This is a genomic window from Streptomyces sp. NPDC059567, assembly GCF_042735655.1.
In the GTDB taxonomy this organism is placed as follows: domain Bacteria; phylum Actinomycetota; class Actinomycetes; order Streptomycetales; family Streptomycetaceae; genus Streptomyces.
Map to the genome: position 1 here is coordinate 51,946 of NZ_JBHWBS010000005.1, position 19,915 is coordinate 71,860.

A 19,915-nucleotide genomic window follows, 5' to 3' on the forward strand; every position below is an offset into this window, starting at 1 on the left:
CCCACCATGCACGCCATCCGCCTCCACGCCTTCGGCCCGGCAGAGAACCTCACCTACGAGGAGACCCCGGACCCCGTCCCCGGACCCGGCCAGGTGCGGATCGCGGTCACCGCGGCGGGCGTCCACCTCCTCGACACCGCCCTGCGCCTCGGGCAGACCGGCCCCTTCCCCGCCCCCGCCGAGCTCCCCACCATCCCCGGCCGCGAAGTAGCCGGCACCGTCGACGCGCTCGGCGAGGGCACCGACCCGAGCTGGCTCGGCAAGCGCGTCGTCGCCCACCTGGGCATGGCCCCCGGCGGCTACGCCGAGCTCGCCGTCGTCGACGCCGCCAAGCTCCACGCCCTGCCCGACACCCTCGGCGACGCCGAAGCCGTCGCCATGATCGGCACCGGCCGCACGACGCTGGGCATCCTGCAGTTCACCGAACTCGGCCCCGACTCGATCGCCATCGTCCCGGCCGCCGCCGGCGGCATCGGCACCCTCCTCGTCCAGTATGCGAAGAACGCCGGCGCCACCGTCATCGGCCTCGCAGGCGGCCCCGAGAAGGCGGCCCTCGTACGGGAGAACGGCGCGGACCTGGCGGTCGACTACAAGCAGCCGGACTGGCCGCTGAAGGTCCGCGCGTACCTGGGCGACCGTACCGCCACCATCGTCTTCGACTCGGTGGGCGGCGACACCGGCCGCGCGGCCGTCGACCTCCTCGGCAAGGGCGGGCAGCACCTCGTCTTCGGCTGGTCCGGTCAGGGCGTCCACGACGGCGAACCGCTCACCTTCACCGACGAGGAACTCGCCACCCGAGGCATCACCTCCGACAGCGTCCTCGGTCCGGTCATGCTCCAGAAGGCCGGCGGCGACGTCCGCAACCTCGAACTCGCCTCCCTCGCCGCGGCCACCGAAGGCACCCTCCGCCCGGCCGTCCACCGCTTCCCCCTCGCCGAAGCGGCAGCCGCCCACCGCGCCCTGGAGACCAGGGGCACGATCGGCAAGGTGGTCCTGATCCCGTAGGGCCCACAGGAACCCACCGGAGCTCCCGTAGGGCCCCACAGGAACCCACCGGAGCTCCCGTAGCGCCCCACAAGGGCCCACCAGGGCTACGAGTCGAGAACGGCGGCGACGCCCTCGATCTCGACGAGCTGATCGTCATAGCCGAGCACCGTGACCCCCATCAGCGTGCTGGGCACATCATGGTCACCGAAGGCGTCCCGCACGACCTCCCAGGCGGTCACCAGATCCCCCTGGCGCGAGGACGCCACAAGGACCCGCGTGCTGATGACGTCCTCCAGCGACGCCCCGGCGGCGGCGAGGGCAACCCGCATGTTCTCGACGGCCTTCGCCGCCTGCCCCGCGTAGTCGCCGACCGCCGCCGTCGACCCGTCCTCGTTCAACGGACAGGCCCCGGCGAGGAACACGAGCCGGGCCTCGGCGGGCGCGGTCGCCGCGTACGCGTACTCGGCCACATCGGACAGGGCATTGGAGCGGATCAAGGTAATGGCACGCGCCACGGTCGTCACGTTCCCCTCTGACGTTCTGGTCGTCACAAACTCGACCATCCTGGCAGCGCTCCCGAGGCCCTCGCCTCCCTTTATTCACCCCGTTACTCACGCCCGCTGCCCACCGCCGCCGTTCACCCCCGCGCACCCAGCTCCGCGAGCGCGCCGTCCGTCAGCCGGTACACCGTCCACTCGTCCTGCGGCCGTGCCCCCAGCGACTCGTAGAAGTCGATCGACGGGGTGATCCAGTTCAGGACCGACCACTCCAGTCGCTCGTACCCCCGCTCCACACAGATCCGCGCCAACTCCCGCAGCAGCGCCTTCCCGTGCCCGCCGCCGCGGCTCGTCGGCCGCACGTACAGGTCCTCCAGGTAGATCCCGTGCACCCCGCGCCACGTCGAGAAGTTCAGGAACCACAGCGCGAAGCCCACCACCTCGCCCCCGTCCGTCTCCGCGATGTGCGCGAACGCCGCAGGGCGCTCCCCGAACAGGGCTTCGCGCAACTGCTCCTCCGTCGCGCGGACCTCGTCCAGCGCCTTCTCGTACGTGGCGAGTTCACGGACCATCGCGTGGATCACAGGGACATCGGCAGGTGTGGCGGTACGAATCATGCGCCCACCCTGCACCGGATCACCCCGCGCGTGCCAGCAGCGTCCGAGCGATGAGCACCTGTTCCTCGTCCAGCTCGGGCTCCCCGTCATCCACGTCCCACAGCCCGTTCTGCAACACCCGCCCGAACGTCCACGCCACCGCCCGGCCCCGGTCCAACCCCAGCGCCTCCGTCAGCAGATCGAAGCGCCACAGCGTCTCCGCCGGATCCGGATCGAACGCGCTCGTCAACGCCGGCAGCAGATCGAACCCGGGATCCCCCGCCAACGGCTTCGGGTCGATCGCCAACCACGGCTCCCGCTCCCCCGCGAGGATGTTGTCGACGTGCAGATCCCAGTGGAGCAGCCGATCCCCCGGCTGACCCACCACCTCCCGCACCGCCGCCGCGCAGTCCCGCAGCAGCCGCGCGTCCGACACCGTCGCCGTGTGCGGTGCCTTCGCGTCCCCGACGACGATCTTCGGGCCTTCCACCACCGTCGTGAGCCGGGAAGCCGCAGGCGAGAGCGTCGCCGACGAGGACACCGCCGGCGACGAACAGCCCGCCCCCGCAAGTCCCACGACCCCGACCGCCAGCGACGCCACGACAGCACGAACAGACCTGCGTACGGGCATGAAAAGGTCCTTTCGGAACAACGAAATCCGCACCTTCGAACCTAGGCCGCACCCCCACCCCGACCGGCCCGCCGAAAGACCCGGATCCGAAGGCCGAAGGCCCCCATCCATCCAGTACCCTCCCGCCCATGGTCAGCAGGAGCAGCACCGTCAACGGCGGCATCTCGTTCTGGTACGCGCAAGAAGGCACCCCCGCCCCCCGCGAACCGCTGCCCGGCGACACGACGGCCGACGTCTGCATCGTCGGCGGCGGCTACACGGGCCTCTGGACCGCCTACTACCTCAAGAAGGCCGTCCCCTTCCTCAACATCACCCTCCTCGAAGCCAAGTTCTGCGGCTACGGAGCCTCCGGACGCAACGGCGGCTGGCTCTACAACGGCATCGCCGGCCGCGACCGCTACGCCAAGATCCACGGCCACGAGGCGGCCGTCCGCCTCCAGCAGGCCATGAACGCCACCGTCGACGAGGTCATCACCGTCTGCGAAACCGAGAAGATCGACGCCGACATCCACCGCGGCGGCGTCCTCGAGATCGCCCACTCCCCCGCCCAGCTGGCCCGTCTCAAGGACTTCCACACGGTCGAGGTCGCCTTCGGCGAAACGGACCGCGAGCTCTACGGCGCCCGCGAGACCGCCGACCGTATCCGCGTCACCGGCGCCGTCGGCTCCAGCTGGACCCCGCACGGAGCCCGCCTCCACCCCGTGAAGCTGGTCAAGGGCCTCGCGGCAGCCGTCGAGGCGCTCGGCGTCACGATCCACGAGTCGACCCCCGTCACCGAGATCAAGCCGAAGCACGCGATCACCCCGTACGGCACCGTCCGCGCGCCCTACGTCCTGCGCTGCACCGAAGGCTTCACCGCCTCCCTCGCCGGCCAGCGCCGCACCTGGCTGCCGATGAACTCCTCCATGATCGCCACGGAGCCGCTGACCGACGCCCAGTGGGAATCCATCGGCTGGAACGGCCTCGAAACGCTCGGCGACATGGCCCACGCCTACATGTACGCCCAGCGCACCGCAGACGGCCGCATCGCCCTCGGCGGCCGCGGCGTCCCGTACCGCTACGGCTCCAGGACCGACAACGACGGCCGCACGCAGCCCCAGACCATCGAGGCCCTCCGCGAGATCCTCATCCGCTTCTTCCCCTCCCTCGCCGGCCTCGGCATCGCCCACGCCTGGTCCGGCGTCCTCGGCGTCCCCCGCGACTGGTGCGCCACCGTCACCCTCGACCGCTCCACCGGCCTCGGCTGGGCCGGCGGCTACGTCGGCTCGGGCGTCACCACGACCAACCTCGCCGCCCGCACCCTCCGCGACCTGATCCAACAGGACTCCGGCCAGTCCGGCCCGACGGACCTGACCACCCTCCCCTGGGTCAACCACAAGGTCCGCAAATGGGAACCGGAACCCCTGCGCTGGCTCGGAGTCCAAACGATGTACGCGGCCTACCGCACGGCCGACCACCAGGAATCCACCGCCCACACGACGGAAACGTCCCGCATCGCAGCAATCGCCAACCACCTCTCCGGCCGCTGACCCCAGGCATGAGGGGTCGCCGAAGGCCCCGGACCTCCACGAGGTCCGGGGCCTTCCGCTCGTAGCCCCTACTCCACCTCGATGCCGAAGTCACCCACCAGCTCCGCGAGACCACCGCGGTAGCCCCTGCCGCCCAGAACGAAGTCCCAGTCGCCGCCGGCCCGCCGCCGGAAAGACCCCAGCACCAGCGCGGTCTCCCCCGCCCGGCCGTCCGACACGTCGAGCCGGTCCACCTCGGACCCCGAGCCGTCCCGCAGCCGGATCCCCGCATCGACGAACCCCGCGAGATCCGCCTCCGGGTTCACCTCCGGATCGACCGCCGCGACCAGCACCAACCGGTCGGCCCGCGCGGGCAGAGCCTCGAACGCGACCCGGACAGCGGCCTTGTCCCCCCACAACGCGGGCACCATCCGCACCGCACCGTCCGGTGTCGAGACGTTGTTGAAGAAGACGAAGTGCTCCTCCCCCAACACCCTGCCTCCCTCGCACACCAACGCGCACACGTCCAGGGCCACCGACCCCGACCACACCATCCCCAGCACGTTGGCGTCCTCGTCGGCCTCAGGCGGAGCCGGCGCCTCGGACACCACCGTCGGGGCCTGCGGCGCTCCCGTCCCCAGACGGCCCCGCAAGCCGTGCTGATGCAGCAGATCCACCAGCTCCGCACCCGAGATCAGCGTCAGCGGCTTGCCGTTGGCGAACGTGTACGACCCCGGCCCGAACCCGGACGTCGTCACCAGCACCCCCTTGTTGGCACCCGCCCCCTGCACCGTGCCGTACAGATCACGCACCGCGCTCGGCGGCACCGTGTTCCGATACCGCTTCGCCTGCACGATGATCGACCCGCCACTGATCGGATCCGGATCCAGCGCCTCCACGTCCACACCGCCGTCGTTCGACCGCCGCGTCGTCACCGCCTGCAGCCCTCGCGCCCGGAACAGCTCGGCCACCAGCCCCTCGAACGCGATCGGATCCATCGCCAGGAGATCAGGCTCCTCGCCCTCCCCGTGCAGCACCACGTCCGAGCCCACCTGCTCCGGCACCGAGAGAGGCACCACCGTGACCCGCTCGTCGGGCTTCGTGGACAACCGCCCCGACAACGCCCCCGTCAGACAGTCCACCGCACTGACCAGCTGCAGATTCAGCCCGTCGAAGACCGTCCGCTCCACCGACACCGAAGCCAGACAGAGACGCGCGGCCAGCCCCGTCGCCGGATCCACACCCTCCACGAAACCGTTCAGCGCCACGCTCCGCAGAACACCGAACCGGTCGGCGGCGAAGAGCTCCCGCACGGCGAGCAGCACGCTCTGCGCCACCACGTCCCGGTACAGCGCCCGCCGCTGCGTCACCGGACGCGGGACCTCCTTCTCCTGGTCCGTGCTGGGCAGGTACTTGACCCCCTTGGCCTCCGGCACCACGTCGTACCCCGGCAGATCCCAGTCCAGGACCAGACCCCGAGCCCGCCTGTCGTACGCGGCCGACACCTGCCGCGGAAACCCCTCCGGCCACGCCGTCGACGCGTACAGCACGGCCGAGAAGAACTCGACCACCGTCTCCGGGTCGCCGGCCCGCAGCGACTCCACCATCCCGGCGATCCCGCTGTTGTGGGAGCGGATCTCCGCCAGCCGCCCCTCGGCCCACTGCTCGTACTGCGCCCGGTAGGCGGCCAGCTGCTGCTGCCGCCGGTTCTCCGCCTCCTGCGCCGCGTACCAGTCCCGCTCGAACCTCGCCCGAGCCTCGTGCTCCGCCTGCGCCCGCCCCGACGCCGTCCACGCACTCTGCGCCTGGTAGTGCCGCTGATCCGGCATCGCCACCGGCTGCGCCAGCGGACCCGGCGCGAACGACTCGATCTCCTCAGGCCGTCTCATCGACTCCACGCTGAACGCCGGCTCCCCGCACCCCCTCGCCAGCAGCCCCGACAACAGCTCGACCCGCTCGTCCAGCTCCCGCGTCCGCCGCAACGCGTCCGCGTCACGGTGCTGCCGGTACGCGGCCCGCTGCTCCCGCTGCATCCGCGCCACGTCCCGCTCGTGCGAACGCTGCGCCCGCTCCGCGTCCCGCTGCTGCCGCAACACCGCCTGCAGCTGCCCCTCCCGCTCCCGCTGTGCCAAACGCTGCGCTTCGGCCCACGCACCGATCAGCCCACTGGAACGCCGACTCATCCGCCGCACCCCTCCCCAGAACACCCCAGCCGGATATGCCCCCGTAACGCACAAGTGTCCCGGACCTGAGTGGTCCGGGACACGGCTTTGGTGGAGCCCCCTGTCGGATTCGAACCGACGACCTACGCATTACAAGTGCGGCGCTCTGGCCGGGCTGAGCTAAGGGGGCATCGCCTGCGGTGCGCTCACGCGCGAGGCTCCCCCACTCTACACAGCGCCATGAACCACCAGGGGATAAATCTCTCCGCCTCCGGCTGCTGACAGACCGGACGTCGCCAAGGTAGCGTCACCCCCAGTTCGCTCCGGTGGACTAGACCTCAATCCTTCCTTTACTCGGATCGTCCGGCACGTTCCTGCCGGTGAAGGGATTCATCACCATGGCTTCTGTCACTTTCGACAAGGCGACCCGGCTCTACCCGGGTTCCGACAAGCCCGCCGTCGACCAGCTCGAGATCGAGATCGAGGACGGTGAGTTCCTCGTTCTCGTCGGCCCGTCCGGCTGTGGCAAGTCGACCTCCCTGCGCATGCTCGCCGGTCTTGAGGACGTCAACGGCGGCTCCATCCGCATCGGTGACCGTGACGTCACGCACCTGCCGCCGAAGGACCGGGACATCGCGATGGTGTTCCAGAACTACGCGCTGTACCCGCACATGACCGTCGCCGACAACATGGGCTTCGCGCTCAAGATCGCCGGCGTCAACAAGAGCGAGATCCGCGCCAAGGTCGAAGAGGCCGCGAAGATCCTCGACCTCACGCCGTACCTGGACCGGAAGCCGAAGGCGCTCTCCGGTGGTCAGCGGCAGCGTGTCGCGATGGGTCGCGCGATCGTGCGTGAGCCGCAGGTGTTCCTCATGGACGAGCCGCTGTCGAACCTCGACGCCAAGCTCCGCGTCTCGACCCGTACGCAGATCGCCAGCCTGCAGCGCCGCCTCGGCATCACCACCGTGTACGTCACCCACGACCAGGTCGAGGCCCTCACCATGGGCGACCGGGTCGCCGTGCTGAAGGACGGTCTGCTCCAGCAGGTCGACTCGCCGCGGAACATGTACGACCGTCCCGCCAACCTCTTCGTCGCCGGCTTCATCGGCTCCCCGGCCATGAACCTGGTCGAGGTGCCGATCACCGAGGGCGGTGTGAAGTTCGGCAACAGCGTCGTCCCGGTCTCCCGTGACGCGCTCTCCGCCGCCTCCGCCAAGGGCGACACGACCGTCACGGTCGGCATCCGCCCCGAGCACTTCGACGTCTCGGGCGCCACCAGCAAGGAGGGCCTGGCCGTCTCCGTGAACGTCGTCGAGGAGCTCGGCGCCGACGGTTACGTCTACGGCTCCGCCCGCGTCGGCAGCGAGGACAAGGACCTGGTCGTCCGCGTCGGCGGCCGTGCCGTGCCGGAGAAGGGCTCGACGCTGCACGTCGTGCCGCGCCCGGACGAGCTGCACGTCTTCTCCACCTCGACGGGTGAGCGCCTCTCCGGCTGATCCACCCCTCGCCAGTGCCGTTCGGCCCTGTTCCCCGCTTGCGGGAACAGGGCCGTTCGCGTACACGAGTGGCGTGTCGACAAATACCCCGGCAGACCCGTCAATTCGGGCACCGACGTCAACACGGAATTCGAAAAGCCGCTTCGAACCATCCCTCGCGAGAGTGACTAAATGTCGCCATATCACTACCGGCCGCTACGCTCGCCTGCGTGACGCACACTGCCCGCCGTATCGGCCGCTCTCTCGCTCTCGTCCTGCCCGTCGTCCTGGTGCTCTCCGGGACGCTCGCGGTGTCCGCCGTTCCGTGGGCCGGCCAGGCCTCCGGGACCCAGATGCTCACCGCGTCCTCGGAGGACGTCTCCGTCCCCGCCAAGTCCCGTGCTCCGCAGGATATTCTGCGCGACCGCCTGCTCGCAGAGCTTCAGGAGAAGGACCCCGGCACGGCGTTGACGCACCTCCAGCGCGAGGTCGAGAACAGCCCGTCCCTCGCCAAGCACTGCATGTCCATCGCCCGCGCCCTCGGCAAGGCGGCCGTGCGGTACTACGGCCCGACCCGCGCCCAGTCCTACTCCCGCCCGGTCTGCGACACCTCGTTCGCGACCGGCGTGATGTACGCGAGCTGAGTCGCGAACCCACCCCGCGACACTGAACGGCTGCCTCACGAGGTGCGCATATCGTTCCCGGTATGGATACCTCTCCGACGCAGGCCGTGGTCCTGGCGGGCGGCCAGGGCTCGCGCCTGCGCCCGTACACCGACGACCGCCCCAAGCCGATGGTCGAGATCCCGGGCACCGGGACCCCGATCATCGGCCATCAGCTGTCCTGGCTCGCCGCCGAGGGCGTGACGGACGCCGTCGTGTCCTGCGGCCATCTCGCCGAGGTGCTCCAGGAGTGGCTCGAGGCCGCCGATCTGCCGCTCCGTGTGACGACCGTCGTCGAGTCGGAGCCGCTGGGCCGTGGCGGCGGCCTCAAGTACGCCGCCGCGCACCTGCCTGAGCCCGGGCAGCCCTGGTATGCCACGAACGGCGACATCTGGACCCGTTTCTCCCTGCGCGAGATGGCCGAGTTCCACGCGGAGCGGGACGCCACCGCCACGCTCGCCCTCGCCCGCCCCCGGATCCCGTGGGGCGCCGTGGAGACCGACACGTTCGGGCACATCACCGACTTCATCGAGTCGCCGCCGTCGCCGTTCCTCATCAACGCGGGCGTGTACGTCTTCTCCGCCGAGTTCACGGAGCTGCTCCCCGAGCGGGGCGATCACGAGCGCACCACGTTCCCCCGGCTGGCCAGGGAGCGCCGCCTCGCCGGCTTCCCGCTGCCCCAGGGGGCGTACTGGCGGGCGATCGACACCGCGAAGGACCTGACGGAGGCTGCGAAGGAGCTGGCCGCTCAGGGGTTGTGACAGCGGTTCGCACGTACGGGAAGGGCGGCACCACTCGGAAGTGGTGCCGCCCTTGTCGTGCGTAGGGGTCCGTCCGGACCGGGGCGTCAGCCCAGGAGGCCGCCGATCGGGTTCCGGTTGCCGCCGGAGGTGGCGCCGCTGGTGGGGTCGGTGGTGCCGGTGCCGCCGCTGCTCGTGCCGCCCGAGCCGGTCGGGCCGGAGCTGGTGGACGGCGGGGCCGCGGGCCTGGACTGGCTCGGGGTGCTGTCGGTGCCGCGGGTGGCGGTCGGGCGGCTCTCCGAGATCCGGCCGGTCTCCCGTACGGTCTCGCTCGGCTCGGCCTTCTCCTCGTCCTCGCGCTCGCCGCTCGCGCCGGCCGTCGCGGACGGCTTGGGGCGGGTGGAGGCGGACTGGGAGGGGCTGCGCTCGCCGGGCTCCTGCGGGAGGGACCGGCCGGGGAGGTGGTTGATCGGGTCGTCGTTGGGGCCGGGCACGGTGACCATCTCGGTGGACCGTACGGCGCCGCCGAGCATGGAGCCGAGGAGGAGCGTGAGGCCGACGACGACGGAGGCGACGAGGGCGCCGCGGCGCAGGACGCGACGGCGCAGCTCCCACAGTTCGGAGCGGGGTCCGAGGGTGCGCCAGGCTTCGCCGGCGAGACGTCCGTCGATGGAGTAGACGGGGGCGCCGGCGATGATCAGCGGAGACCAGGCGGCGAGGAAGATGATGTCGGCGGAGTCGTAGACCGGGACGCTCTTCCAGCTGACGGTGAGGATCAGCGCGGCGGAGAGCAGGGCGCCGATGACGGCGGCGACGCGCTGCCAGAGTCCGAAGACGGTGAGGACCCCGACGACGACCTGGAGGAAGGCGACGGTGAGTCCGGCGCCGACGGGGTGCTGGAGGGCGAAGTCGCGGAGGGGCTCGGCGAGGGCCCAGGGGTTGAGCGAGTTGAGCCACTTGACCATGGAGCCGCGTTCGCCGCCGTCGAAGTAGACGGGGTCGCAGAGCTTGCCCATGCCGGCGTAGATGGAGATGAAGCCGAGGAAGACGCGGAGCGGGAGGAGGACGACGCCGAGGTTCATCCGACGCCCGGGGTAGTAGGCGTGGCGGACCGGGTCGGCGCCGTGGCGGTGCGGGCGGGTGCGGTACTCGTCGTCGACGCCCCGGTCGTCGCGGTCGTCCCCGTAGGACGCGTCGTACGGACCGTCGTGCGGGCGATCGTGCGGGCCGCCGCCGTACGGCCCGTCGTAGGCGCCTTCGGCGCGCCGCATGGGCGGCAGCAGCGGGGCAGCCGGCTCGGCGGGGACGACGGGGGTCGGCATGGTGTCGTCGATCCGCGGAATGGCCTGGGTGATGCCCGCGTCGAGGCGTCCGGGGGGCTCCAGGGTGGAGACCGAGGACTCCCGTACGGCCTGGAGCAGTCCGGTGGCGCCGGGGTCGCCGGGCGCGGACTTTCCGGTCCACACGACGGGCCGCCGGCGCCCGGCGGCCGCGCCCGCTCCGGCGAGGGCCGAACTGCGGGCGGCGGCGGCGAACTTCGGCTGCTGGGCCGGCGCGAGCCGCACACGGAAGCTGGCGTGGTTCACGATGACCTGCGCGGGGTCGGAATCCACTTTGACCATGCTCAGCGCGGGCTGATCGTCGAACCCCGGCCGGGGCGTTCTGGTGTCCACACTCATCTAACCGAGTGACGCGGGTTTAGGACACTGCCTTGACGGGCGGGAAATGTCCGAGGCCCGTCAAGATCAATGTCACTGGGGTGCACAGCCGGGGGAACCCTTGTTCCATGATGCGCCGTCAGTTGACTTTACAATCGCGGGACGCCAGTCGAGGGGAGCGACATCATGGCCAGCCCCATTCAGCACGGTCGGAACGGTCAGCCCGGTCCGCCGGCACCACCGCAGGTCCCGCAGCAACGAGCCTCGGACGGAGCTCCGTTGCCGGGATCGGAGCCCGCACCGGACACGCCGGGCCAGCCGCCTGTGCCGGAGCCGGCGCGTCGGGGGAACCAGCTCGTGTTCTCGGATCTGACGAACTACCCGGTCATGGCCCAGGCGCTCGACGACCAGTGGCTCCCGGCGGAGTTGGCCGCGGGCCGCCAGGAGCCGGGGGCTCCCCGGAGGGTGCCCGGAGGCGTCGCCGCCGCCTCCGCCGAGTTGCGCCGCTCGCTCGTCAACAGCGGGACCCTGGTGGTCAATCGGGCCTTCTTCGTGAACAACGAGGCGCTGTACGCGAACTTCGTCCCGCAGGCGGAGGCGGATGACCGCAAGGCGTTCGCGCAGCTGCTGAACGACCGTGTGATCGTCCCGTACCTGTACAAGGAGCGGGCCGGCACCGACGAGTTCCCCTTCACGCACGACGCGGTCGCCGGCCGTGCCTGGCGGCGACTGGTCTCGGAGGAGTCCGACCCCGCGTACGTGCGTCTGGACTGGGACGAGGAGGCGAACCAGACCGGCGCCGACCGCATAGGTCAGCGGTTCACCCGGCAGCTGGCCGGGCTGCGGTGGCTGCGCGCCCCGCAGCTCGCGAAGGACCTCGGGATTCCGGAGGAGCTGGCCCATGCGATGGGCGAGGGGATCCTGAAGGACATCCTCGTGTGGGCGGCCTCCCAGGACCGGACGAGCAACATCACGCGGAGCGCGCTCTACCGGCAGTTCCTCTCGCGTCCGGGCACGGCCCCGCACGAGAGCCTGCTGCGGGACGGCGACGAGATCGTGCCGACGAAGCAGCTGATCGACCTCATGTACAACCTGGGAGTGCCGGACGCGAGCGGGCTCGTCGCGGCGACGCCGCCGGGTTCTCCGCCGCGTCGGACGCTTCAGGAGGAGGTCTCGCCCGACGCGCAGGCGCAGGATCCGGAGGCGGTCGGCCGGCTGGTGCGGAACCTGGTCGCCGATTCACTGCACCGGGCGGTCGACGGACCGAACTCGTACGCCGGTCTGTCCCTTGCCGACATCGTCGGTCTGCGCGAGACGGGTGAGTGGCAGGCGTATGTGGCGTCGCTCGACGCGTTCATCCACGGCAGCTTCCGGGACGGGCGGATTCCGAGTTCGGAGGAGTTCTCGCAGCGGACCGCGACGATCGCCCGGAACCACGCGCGGATGCTGAAGGCGGCGCGGGCGGCCAGCCGCTCGCGCGAGGGGTTCGCCCGGGAGATCACCACGTTGCTGGTGCTCGAGTCGGGCGGGGTGGCGCTGCAGGTCGCGAGTGGCGAGGAGGTGTCGCTGCTCTCCGGTTCGCTGCAGATGCTGACGGCGGTGGGCGGGGCGCTGAGCGTCCGTCTGGAGTTCTGGGACCGCGGTGCCCGGGACCGCCGCTCGGGCCTGGGACACTCGCTGACATTGCCGACGCTTCGGCTGGGCAACCTGAAGAAGGACTGGGAGGCCATCCTGGGGGCGTACGGCGGCCGTGTCGTCGAGACCGGGCGGGCGCCCGGTGGGAACGGGCAGGCCGACCAGCAGGGGCGGCACGGCTAGGACGGGTCCGGTGGCCCGGCCGGGCGTGGAGGGGAAGAGCATGAGCAGGGAGCCGGTGCGGCGGTACGAGCTGCTGCGCAGCGAGCGGCCGGAGCTGTTCCGCAACGACCCGGGCGGCATCGAGATCCTCACGGATCCGGCCGCCGTCGAGGCCGCGGGCGGAGTGCTGTACCAGGACCCGTACGTGATGCTCGTACGGGACGCCGTGCGCTTCCCCGACGGCCGTACCGGTACGTACATCCGCTCCGTGAGCCCGGCCGCCGAGCCGGGGTGTGTGATCCTGCCGCTGCTGGGCGACGGGATGGTGCTGATCGAGCACTACCGGCATGCGACGCGGTCCTGGCAGTGGGAGATTCCGCGCGGGTTCGGCACTCGGGGTCTGACGGACGAGGCGAACGCCGCGAAGGAGCTCGGGGAGGAGATCGGGGCGCGGGTGCGGGAGCTGATCCCGCTCGGTTCCCTGCATCCCGATTCGGGGGTGACGGGCGACCGGGTGCTGCTGTTCGCGGCCCGGATCGGCGCGGTGGGCCGGCTGGGGGTGGGCGAGGGCATCCGCAGCTCGCTGACGCTGCCGTTCGCGGAGGCCGAGTCCATGATCGCCGATGGGCGGATCACGGACGGCTTCACCATCGCCACCATGACGCGCGCCCGCCTGGCAGGCCTGACGGCCTGAGGCGGGCGCGGGTGCGGTTGCCGGTGCCGGCGGTTCAGCCCTGGCGGCGGCGGGCGACCTCGTAGAGGACGATGCCCGCGGCCACGCCTGCGTTCAGGGATTCGGCGCCACCCGGCATCGAGATGCGGACGCGGTAGTCGCAGGTCTCGCCGACCAGGCGGCCGAGGCCCTTGCCCTCGCTGCCGATGACGATGACGACCGGGCCGTCGAGCGCCTCCAGGTCCTCCACCGTGTGCTCGCCGTCGGCGGCGAGGCCGACGACCGTGAGGCCCTCCTTCTGGAAGCCCTCCAGCGCCCGGGTCAGGTTGGTGACGCGGGAGACCGGGGTGCGGGCGGCGGTGCCGGCCGAGGACTTCCAGGCGCCGGCGGTCATGCCGGCCGCGCGGCGCTCGGGGACGACGACGCCGTGGCCGCCGAAGGCGGAGACGGAGCGGACGATCGCGCCGAGGTTACGCGGGTCGGTGACACCGTCGAGGGCCACGATCAGCGGGTCCTCGTGGGCGTCGTACGCGGCCGCGGTGAGGTCCTCGGGGTGCGCGTACTCGTAGGGCGGGACCTGGAGGACGAGGCCCTGGTGGTTCAGGCCGTTCGTCATCCGGTCGAGCTCCTGGCGCGGGGCCTCCATCAGGTTGATGTTGCCCCGGTCGCCGGCGAGCTTGAGAACGTCGCGGACGCGCTCGTCGTTGTCGATGAACTGCTGGACGTAGAGCGTCGTCGCGGGGACGCCGTCACGCAGCGCCTCGAAGACCGGGTTACGGCCGACGACCATCTCCGAGGTGCCCTTGGGGCCGCCGCGGCGCGGGGCGGGGCGGCGGGCGGCGGCCTGCCGTGCCTGGGCGTTGGCGACGCGGTTCTTCTTGTGACCCTTACGGGCGGAGGCGGGCGGCGTGGGGCCCTTGCCCTCGAGGCCCTTGCGCCGCTGGCCACCGCTGCCGACCGTCGCGCCCTTCTTGTTGGACGTGCGGCGGTTTCTGCGCTGGCTGTTCCCGGCCATGACTACCTAATCCTCGGTGTTGCGTACATAGGTCTGTAAGTGAAGTGTGCCGCCCGGCTCCCCGAGCGGCACATCATCAGCGGTTGCCCAGCGTCCAGCGGGGGCCGTCGGGGCTGTCCTCGATGGCGAGGCCGGACTGGCCGAGCTGGTCGCGGATCGCGTCCGCGGTCGCCCAGTCCTTGCGCTCGCGGGCCGACTCGCGCTGCTGGAGAACGAGCCGTACGAGGGTGTCGACGACGCCGTGGAGCTCCTCGCCGCGGTCGGTCTCCTCGGCCCAGTGCGGGTCGAGGGGGTCCAGACCGAGGACGCCGAGCATGGCCCGGACCTCGGCCAGGCGGGCGATGGCCTCGTCCTTGTCGTCGGCCGCGAGGGCGCTGTTGCCCTGGCGGACGGTGGTGTGGATGATCGCGAGCGCCTGCGGGACGCCCAGGTCGTCGTCCATCGCCTCGGCGAAGGCCGGCGGCACCTCGGGGGCGGGCGGTACGGTCTTGCCCGCCTTCTCGGTGACGCGCTGGACGAAGCCCTCGATCCGCGCGAACGCGGACTCGGCCTCGCGCAGCGACTCCTCGCTGTACTCGATCATCGAACGGTAGTGCGGGGTGCCCAGGTAGTAGCGCAGGACGATGGGGCGCCAGTGCTTGACCATCTCGGAGACGAGCACCGAGTTGCCGAGCGACTTCGACATCTTCTCGCCGCTCATGGTGACCCAGGCGTTGTGCACCCAGTACGAGGCGAAGTCGTCGCCGAACGCCTTGGCCTGGGCGATCTCGTTCTCGTGGTGCGGGAAGATCAGGTCCAGGCCGCCGCCGTGGATGTCGAAGGCGGAGCCGAGGTACTTGTGCGCCATGGCCGAGCACTCCAGGTGCCAGCCGGGGCGGCCGCGGCCCCACGGCGTCTCCCAGTCGGGCTCGCCGGGCTTGGTGGCCTTCCACATCGCGAAGTCGCGCGGGTCCCGCTTTCCGGAGACGCCCTCGTCGGGCTGGCGCAGGTCGTCGATGTCCTGGTTGGACAGGGCGAGGTAGCCGGGGAACGAGCGGACGTCGAAGTAGACGCTGCCGTCGGCCTCGTAGGCGTGGCCGCGCTCGATGAGGCCGCGCATCATCTCGACCATCTCGGTGACATGGCCGGTGGCGCGGGGCTCGTACGTGGGCGGCAGGCAACCGAGCGCGTCGTAACCGGAGTTGAAGGCGCGCTCGTTCTCGTAGCCGATGGACCACCAGGGGCGGCCCTGGTCGGCGGCCTTGGCGATGATCTTGTCGTCGATGTCGGTGACGTTGCGGACGAACGTGACGTCGTAGCCGCGGTACTCGAACCAGCGGCGCATGATGTCGAAGTTCAGCCCCGAACGGATGTGGCCGATGTGCGGGGCGGCCTGGACGGTGGCGCCACAGAGGTAGATCGAGACGCGGCCCGGTGTGAGCGGGGTGAAGTCACGGATCTGCCGGGCGCTGGTGTCGTACAGGCGAATAGTCACCACTCCAGGGTAGTGGGCGTGTGGTAGTGCCCCGCGACCGATTGCGGCTCGCGGGGCGGGATTTTTCCGGCGGTGCGTCAGGTGGGGTGAGAGGGGGGCGTGGTCCGGTGCGCCGGGGGCGGGGGTGGACCAGCGCGGTCCGGTGCGTCGATGGCGGGGCGGTCGGCCGGCGCGGTCCAGTGGTCCGGCGGTGGGCCAGCGCGGTCCGGTGCGCCCAGCCGGGCAGTGGGCCAGCGCGGTCCGGTGCGTCGATGGCGGGGCGGTCAGGTGGCGCGGCCCGGTGGGTCGGGCGAGGGCGGTCGGGCGGCCGACGCGGCCCGGTGCGCCGGGCCGGGCGCGTGGACCAGCGCGGCCTGGTGCGTCCGGGTGGGCGGTGGACCAGCGCGGCCTGGCACGTCCGGGTGGGCGGTGGACCAGCGCGGTCCGGTGCGTCGGTGGCGGGGCGGTCGGGCGGCCGACGTGGTCCGGTGCGCCGGGCCGGGCGCGTGGACCAGCTGGTCCTGTGCGTCCAGCCGGGCGGTGGGCCAGCGCGGTCCGGTGGGGCGCGCCCGGCGCAGCAGTCGCGTCGTCCGGGGCCTCACCGGCCGTGGCTCAGGTTCGGCGGTAGACCAGTGCCGTCGCGAGGGCGGCCAGGCCCTCCGCGCGGCCGGTGAGGCCGAGGCCGTCCGTCGTCGTGCCGGAGACGGACACGGGCGCGCCGACCGCCTCGCTCAGCGCCTTCTGCGCCTCGTCGCGGCGCTTGCCGACCTTCGGGCGGACGCCGATGACCTGGACGGCGACGTTGCCGATCTCGTACCCCTCGGCGCGCACGATGCGGGCGGCCTCCGCGAGGAGCGTGACGCCGGCGGCGCCCGACCACTCGGGGCGGGAGGTGCCGAAGTGGGCTCCGAGGTCACCGACGCCGGCGGCGGAGAAGAGCGCGTCGCAGGCGGCGTGGGCGGCGACGTCCCCGTCGGAGTGCCCGGCGAGCCCGTACTCCTCGTCCTCCCACAGGAGGCCCGCGCACCACAGCTCGCGGCCCTTCTCGAAGGCGTGGACGTCGGTGCCGATACCGGTCCGGGGAATCAGGGGGGTGTCAGAAGCCATCGTTGGCCCTCCTGCGGGCGAGTACGGCCTCGGCCAGTACGAGATCGAGCGGACGGGTCACCTTGAACGCCTCCTCGTGGCCGGGGACGACCACGACGGGCGCGCCGAGCCGCTCGACCATGCCGGCGTCGTCGGTGGCACCGTCACCGGTGAGGGCGACGGTCGCATGGGCGTTGACGAGGGTCTCGTAGTCGAAGCCCTGCGGGGTCTGGACGGCGCGCAGCCGGGAGCGCTCGGGGGTGGCGACGACGCTCTCGGGGTCGCCCTTCGTCTCCGCGGGCTCGACCTCCTTGACCGTGTCGGCGACCGGGAGCGCGGGGACGACGGCGACGGCCCCGTCCCGTACGGCCTCGATGACGGCGTCGACCGTGTCGACGGGGACGAGCGGGCGGGCCGCGTCGTGCACGAGGACGGTGGAGACGCCCTCGGGCAGCGCTTCGAGGCCGAGCCGTACGGATTCCTGGCGGGTGTCTCCGCCGGGGACGACGAGGTAGTCGGTCCGCTCGGGCAGGGCGTGCGCGTCGAGGAGGTTCTTGACCTCGGCCGCGCCGTCGGAGGGGGCGACCACGACGACGAGGGAGACGGCGCGTGACGCGGCCATCGCCCGGACGGCGTGGATGAGCATGGGGGTGCCGTTCAGCGCACGGAGCGCCTTGGGGGCGCCCGGGCCGAGCCGTACGCCCCGGCCCGCCGCGGGGATCACAGCGGCGGTGCGCGCGGGACGCGTTTCGTCTGTCATCGGTTGCACTCCGGCAGGTTTGTTTGCTCGGCCGACATGGGTATGGCCTCACCGTGCTGGACGCGGCGCCTTGACCGGGCCCTTTCCGTGACGACGGTCGGGGCGTACCGCGCGGCACAGGGGATGTGGCACAGGAGGACGCGAGGGGGGCGGTTGTAGCAGCGCCGTGGACGGCCGGATCGCGAGGCGACGGACGTCGGGACGACGGTCATTCATCGACGCGGTGAACGGGTCCGCAAGGACGCGAACATGCCGCAGCGCCCGGCGACAGTGCTGTGAGTCTCACAGCACGTCAACGGGCACCGCGGCATCGCTTCATTCAGGACGCGAGGACCTCGTCGAGGAGAGCCTCGGCCTTGTCCTCGTTCGTGTTCTCCGCGAGGGCCAGCTCGCTCACCAGGATCTGCCGAGCCTTGGCGAGCATGCGCTTCTCACCTGCGGACAGCCCGCGCTCGCGCTCCCGGCGCCACAGGTCGCGGACTACTTCGGCGACCTTGATGACATCGCCGGAGGCGAGCTTCTCGAGATTTGCCTTGTAGCGGCGCGACCAGTTGGTCGGCTCTTCGGCGTACGGCGCACGCAGCACCTCGAAGACCCGGTCCAGCCCGTCCTGACCGACCACATCGCGAACACCGACGAACTCCGCATTGTCCGCCGGCACACGAACCGTCAGGTCGCCCTGGGCGACCTTGAGCACCAAGTAGGTCTTGTCCACGCCTTTGATCTGGCGAGTTTCGATGGCCTCGATCAGCGCGGCCCCGTGATGGGGATAGACCACGGTGTCGCCAACCTTGAACGTCATGTGACAGGTACCCCTTCCGTGGCTATCCAGGGTAACACGGATACGGCTTCTTCTGAATGGCGTTTTCGCAGGTCAGGGCATATCTCGGGGCTTGACAACAGCGACGCGAACGTGCTGCGGAGGGCTTGCGGAAGGCGGTATTCGCAGGTCGGAGCGGCTGCGCGGACGGAGAGAAACGCGCACGTTACACCCGCCCGGAGGGCTCCAAGAGAGGAACGATGTCCTGTTTTGACCGGTTCGCGTCGCCCCTCTCACCGTACTCCGTTCGAGGATCGGTCACCCGTACGGATGCTTCCGGCGTCGAATCCCGAATTGATCACCCGAGCACCGCGGCGGGGTTTTTCCGCGGTGCGGGCGGAGGAATGCGCGGACGCTCGACGAATTGATCAAGGCGGTTATGTGAACGGCGCGTCAATGGGTCGTGTTCCGGCCATCACGGAGGGCTCGTGCAGGGCACACGGAGCGCACCCGGAGGGGCCGGAGACGCGAAGGGGCGGGTCGGGTGCGGGACGGAGAGTGCGGCTCGGTAACCTAAGCGCGCTGACGCACCTTTAGCTCTTCCTTAGCCGGTTGGTCCTGAGCCCGACCCCAGCCGGCCGCCCTTAGCCTGTCCGTACGTCCTAGGAGTTGCCGCCGCCGTGAGCCGCAGCCTTCGACGCGGCGCCCTCGCCGCCACCGCCATCGTGATCTCGATCGCCTCGCTGACCGCCTGTGGCGCCGGCAACAACGCACAGACGCTCGGAGTCAAGCCGGACAACGCCGCCGTCACCGTGGACGACGTCAAGATCCAGAACGCACTCGTCATCACCCAGCCCGACGCCACCGTGCAGGGCCCCGCCGTCGTCTCGGCCACGGTCTTCAACAACGGCAGCACCCAGCAGACCCTCGACGCGATCACCCTGCCGGGCACGCGCGCCACGGTGGTCCTGAAGCCCGCCGAGGGCTCCGGCCCGATCACCGTCCCCGCGGGCGGCTCGGTCGTCATCGGCGGCGAGGGCAACGCCACCGCCACGATCGAGGACGGCCGGCTGGCCGCGAAGAACGGCGACGCGCAGGAGGTCGTCTTCAAGCTCAGCAAGACCGGCGACGTGGGCCTGGAGGCGTTCGTCGTCCCGGCGACCAGCTACTTCAAGGACTACGGCCCGACCGAGATCCCGAAGCCGCCGGCCGCCTCGCCGACGGCGTCCCCGACCGCGACGGCGGGCCACGGCGCCGAGGACGGCTCCACGGCCACCCCGTCGGGCACGGCCACCCCGTCGGGCACGGCCACCCCGTCGGGCGACGCGAGCCACTCGTCCGCGGGCCACTGACGTCACGCGCACAGCCCAGCACAGCGCACGAGAGGGGGCGCCCCCCCCGGCCAAGGCGCCGGGGGGCCGCAGCGGGGGGGTGAGGCCCCCCCGCCGGGGCGGC

General features: G+C 71.4%; 17 protein-coding genes, 1 tRNA gene and 1 pseudogene. 8 read left to right on the forward strand and 11 right to left on the reverse strand.

Going from position 1 to position 19,915, the window contains the following annotated elements:
• Positions 1 to 6: 6 nt before the first annotated feature.
• On the forward strand, positions 7 to 1,005 hold the full coding sequence (locus ACFVZW_RS04335) for a zinc-binding dehydrogenase (protein ID WP_384516532.1): 999 nt from the start codon (positions 7 to 9) through the stop codon (positions 1,003 to 1,005).
• An 86-nt stretch (positions 1,006 to 1,091) separates the two neighbouring features.
• On the opposite strand, the gene ACFVZW_RS04340 is transcribed toward ACFVZW_RS04335, so the two are convergent.
• The 3 genes and pseudogenes from ACFVZW_RS04340 to ACFVZW_RS04350 form a co-directional block, all read right to left on the reverse strand.
• Positions 1,092 to 1,502: a RidA family protein gene (locus ACFVZW_RS04340; protein WP_384516535.1), complete on the reverse strand. Its 411-nt coding sequence runs from the start codon at positions 1,500 to 1,502 to the stop codon at positions 1,092 to 1,094.
• A gap of 122 nt (positions 1,503 to 1,624) precedes the next feature.
• Positions 1,625 to 2,101 carry a GNAT family N-acetyltransferase gene (locus tag ACFVZW_RS04345; protein WP_384516538.1) on the reverse strand — a complete coding sequence of 159 codons (477 nt, stop codon included), beginning with the start codon at positions 2,099 to 2,101 and terminating at the stop codon, positions 1,625 to 1,627.
• Positions 2,102 to 2,120: 19 nt separating this feature from the next.
• A pseudogene (locus ACFVZW_RS04350) lies at positions 2,121 to 2,513 on the reverse strand (aminoglycoside phosphotransferase family protein); the annotation flags it as partial.
• Positions 2,514 to 2,839: 326 nt separating this feature from the next.
• Here ACFVZW_RS04350 and ACFVZW_RS04355 point away from each other — a divergent pair.
• Entirely contained in the window at positions 2,840 to 4,240 is a 1,401-nt protein-coding gene (locus ACFVZW_RS04355) for an NAD(P)/FAD-dependent oxidoreductase (protein WP_384516540.1), read from the forward strand.
• A 68-nt stretch (positions 4,241 to 4,308) separates the two neighbouring features.
• On the opposite strand, the gene ACFVZW_RS04360 is transcribed toward ACFVZW_RS04355, so the two are convergent.
• Entirely contained in the window at positions 4,309 to 6,402 is a 2,094-nt protein-coding gene (locus ACFVZW_RS04360; RefSeq protein WP_384516543.1) for a restriction endonuclease, read from the reverse strand.
• 91 nt (positions 6,403 to 6,493) lie between these two features.
• A tRNA-Thr gene (locus ACFVZW_RS04365) sits at positions 6,494 to 6,571 on the reverse strand.
• 208 nt (positions 6,572 to 6,779) lie between these two features.
• Here ACFVZW_RS04365 and ACFVZW_RS04370 point away from each other — a divergent pair.
• From ACFVZW_RS04370 to ACFVZW_RS04380, 3 genes are all read left to right on the forward strand, one after another.
• Complete coding sequence (locus tag ACFVZW_RS04370) at positions 6,780 to 7,877, forward strand: sn-glycerol-3-phosphate ABC transporter ATP-binding protein UgpC (RefSeq protein ID WP_329117891.1); 1,098 nt, start codon at positions 6,780 to 6,782, stop codon at positions 7,875 to 7,877.
• Between the two features lie 209 nt (positions 7,878 to 8,086).
• Positions 8,087 to 8,500: a hypothetical protein gene (locus tag ACFVZW_RS04375; protein WP_329117893.1), complete on the forward strand. Its 414-nt coding sequence runs from the start codon at positions 8,087 to 8,089 to the stop codon at positions 8,498 to 8,500.
• Between the two features lie 62 nt (positions 8,501 to 8,562).
• A complete protein-coding gene (locus tag ACFVZW_RS04380) occupies positions 8,563 to 9,279 on the forward strand; it encodes an NDP-sugar synthase (RefSeq protein WP_384516547.1) in 717 nt (238 codons plus the stop codon).
• An 86-nt stretch (positions 9,280 to 9,365) separates the two neighbouring features.
• Here ACFVZW_RS04380 and ACFVZW_RS04385 read toward each other — a convergent pair whose 3' ends face one another.
• The gene (locus tag ACFVZW_RS04385) at positions 9,366 to 10,937 is read right to left on the reverse strand and encodes a DoxX family protein (RefSeq protein WP_384516550.1); all 1,572 of its coding nucleotides are present in this window, start codon (positions 10,935 to 10,937) and stop codon (positions 9,366 to 9,368) included.
• 336 nt (positions 10,938 to 11,273) lie between these two features.
• Between ACFVZW_RS04385 and ACFVZW_RS04390 the strand changes: the two genes are divergently transcribed.
• Positions 11,274 to 12,734: a hypothetical protein gene (locus ACFVZW_RS04390; protein ID WP_384516553.1), complete on the forward strand. Its 1,461-nt coding sequence runs from the start codon at positions 11,274 to 11,276 to the stop codon at positions 12,732 to 12,734.
• A 40-nt stretch (positions 12,735 to 12,774) separates the two neighbouring features.
• Positions 12,775 to 13,407 (forward strand): NUDIX hydrolase, encoded by a 633-nt coding sequence (locus ACFVZW_RS04395; protein ID WP_384516556.1) that lies wholly within the window; start codon positions 12,775 to 12,777, stop codon positions 13,405 to 13,407.
• 34 nt (positions 13,408 to 13,441) lie between these two features.
• Here ACFVZW_RS04395 and rlmB read toward each other — a convergent pair whose 3' ends face one another.
• From rlmB to ACFVZW_RS04420, 5 genes are all read right to left on the reverse strand, one after another.
• Positions 13,442 to 14,401, reverse strand: coding sequence for a 23S rRNA (guanosine(2251)-2'-O)-methyltransferase RlmB (gene rlmB / locus ACFVZW_RS04400; protein WP_384516559.1), 960 nt, complete (start codon positions 14,399 to 14,401; stop codon positions 13,442 to 13,444).
• A 76-nt stretch (positions 14,402 to 14,477) separates the two neighbouring features.
• Positions 14,478 to 15,875 carry a cysteine--tRNA ligase gene (gene cysS / locus ACFVZW_RS04405; protein WP_384516561.1) on the reverse strand — a complete coding sequence of 466 codons (1,398 nt, stop codon included), beginning with the start codon at positions 15,873 to 15,875 and terminating at the stop codon, positions 14,478 to 14,480.
• Positions 15,876 to 16,466: 591 nt separating this feature from the next.
• Positions 16,467 to 16,961 carry a 2-C-methyl-D-erythritol 2,4-cyclodiphosphate synthase gene (ispF, locus tag ACFVZW_RS04410; protein WP_384516564.1) on the reverse strand — a complete coding sequence of 165 codons (495 nt, stop codon included), beginning with the start codon at positions 16,959 to 16,961 and terminating at the stop codon, positions 16,467 to 16,469.
• The gene (ispD, locus tag ACFVZW_RS04415) at positions 16,951 to 17,700 is read right to left on the reverse strand and encodes a 2-C-methyl-D-erythritol 4-phosphate cytidylyltransferase (RefSeq protein ID WP_329117905.1); all 750 of its coding nucleotides are present in this window, start codon (positions 17,698 to 17,700) and stop codon (positions 16,951 to 16,953) included. Before ispD ends, ispF begins: the two co-directional genes overlap by 11 nt.
• A 319-nt stretch (positions 17,701 to 18,019) precedes the next feature.
• Positions 18,020 to 18,502 carry a CarD family transcriptional regulator gene (locus ACFVZW_RS04420; protein ID WP_003953493.1) on the reverse strand — a complete coding sequence of 161 codons (483 nt, stop codon included), beginning with the start codon at positions 18,500 to 18,502 and terminating at the stop codon, positions 18,020 to 18,022.
• Positions 18,503 to 19,140: 638 nt separating this feature from the next.
• On the opposite strand from ACFVZW_RS04420, the gene ACFVZW_RS04425 reads away from it, so the two are divergent.
• The gene (locus tag ACFVZW_RS04425; protein ID WP_384516567.1) at positions 19,141 to 19,812 is read left to right on the forward strand and encodes a DUF461 domain-containing protein; all 672 of its coding nucleotides are present in this window, start codon (positions 19,141 to 19,143) and stop codon (positions 19,810 to 19,812) included.
• Positions 19,813 to 19,915 lie beyond the last annotated feature (103 nt).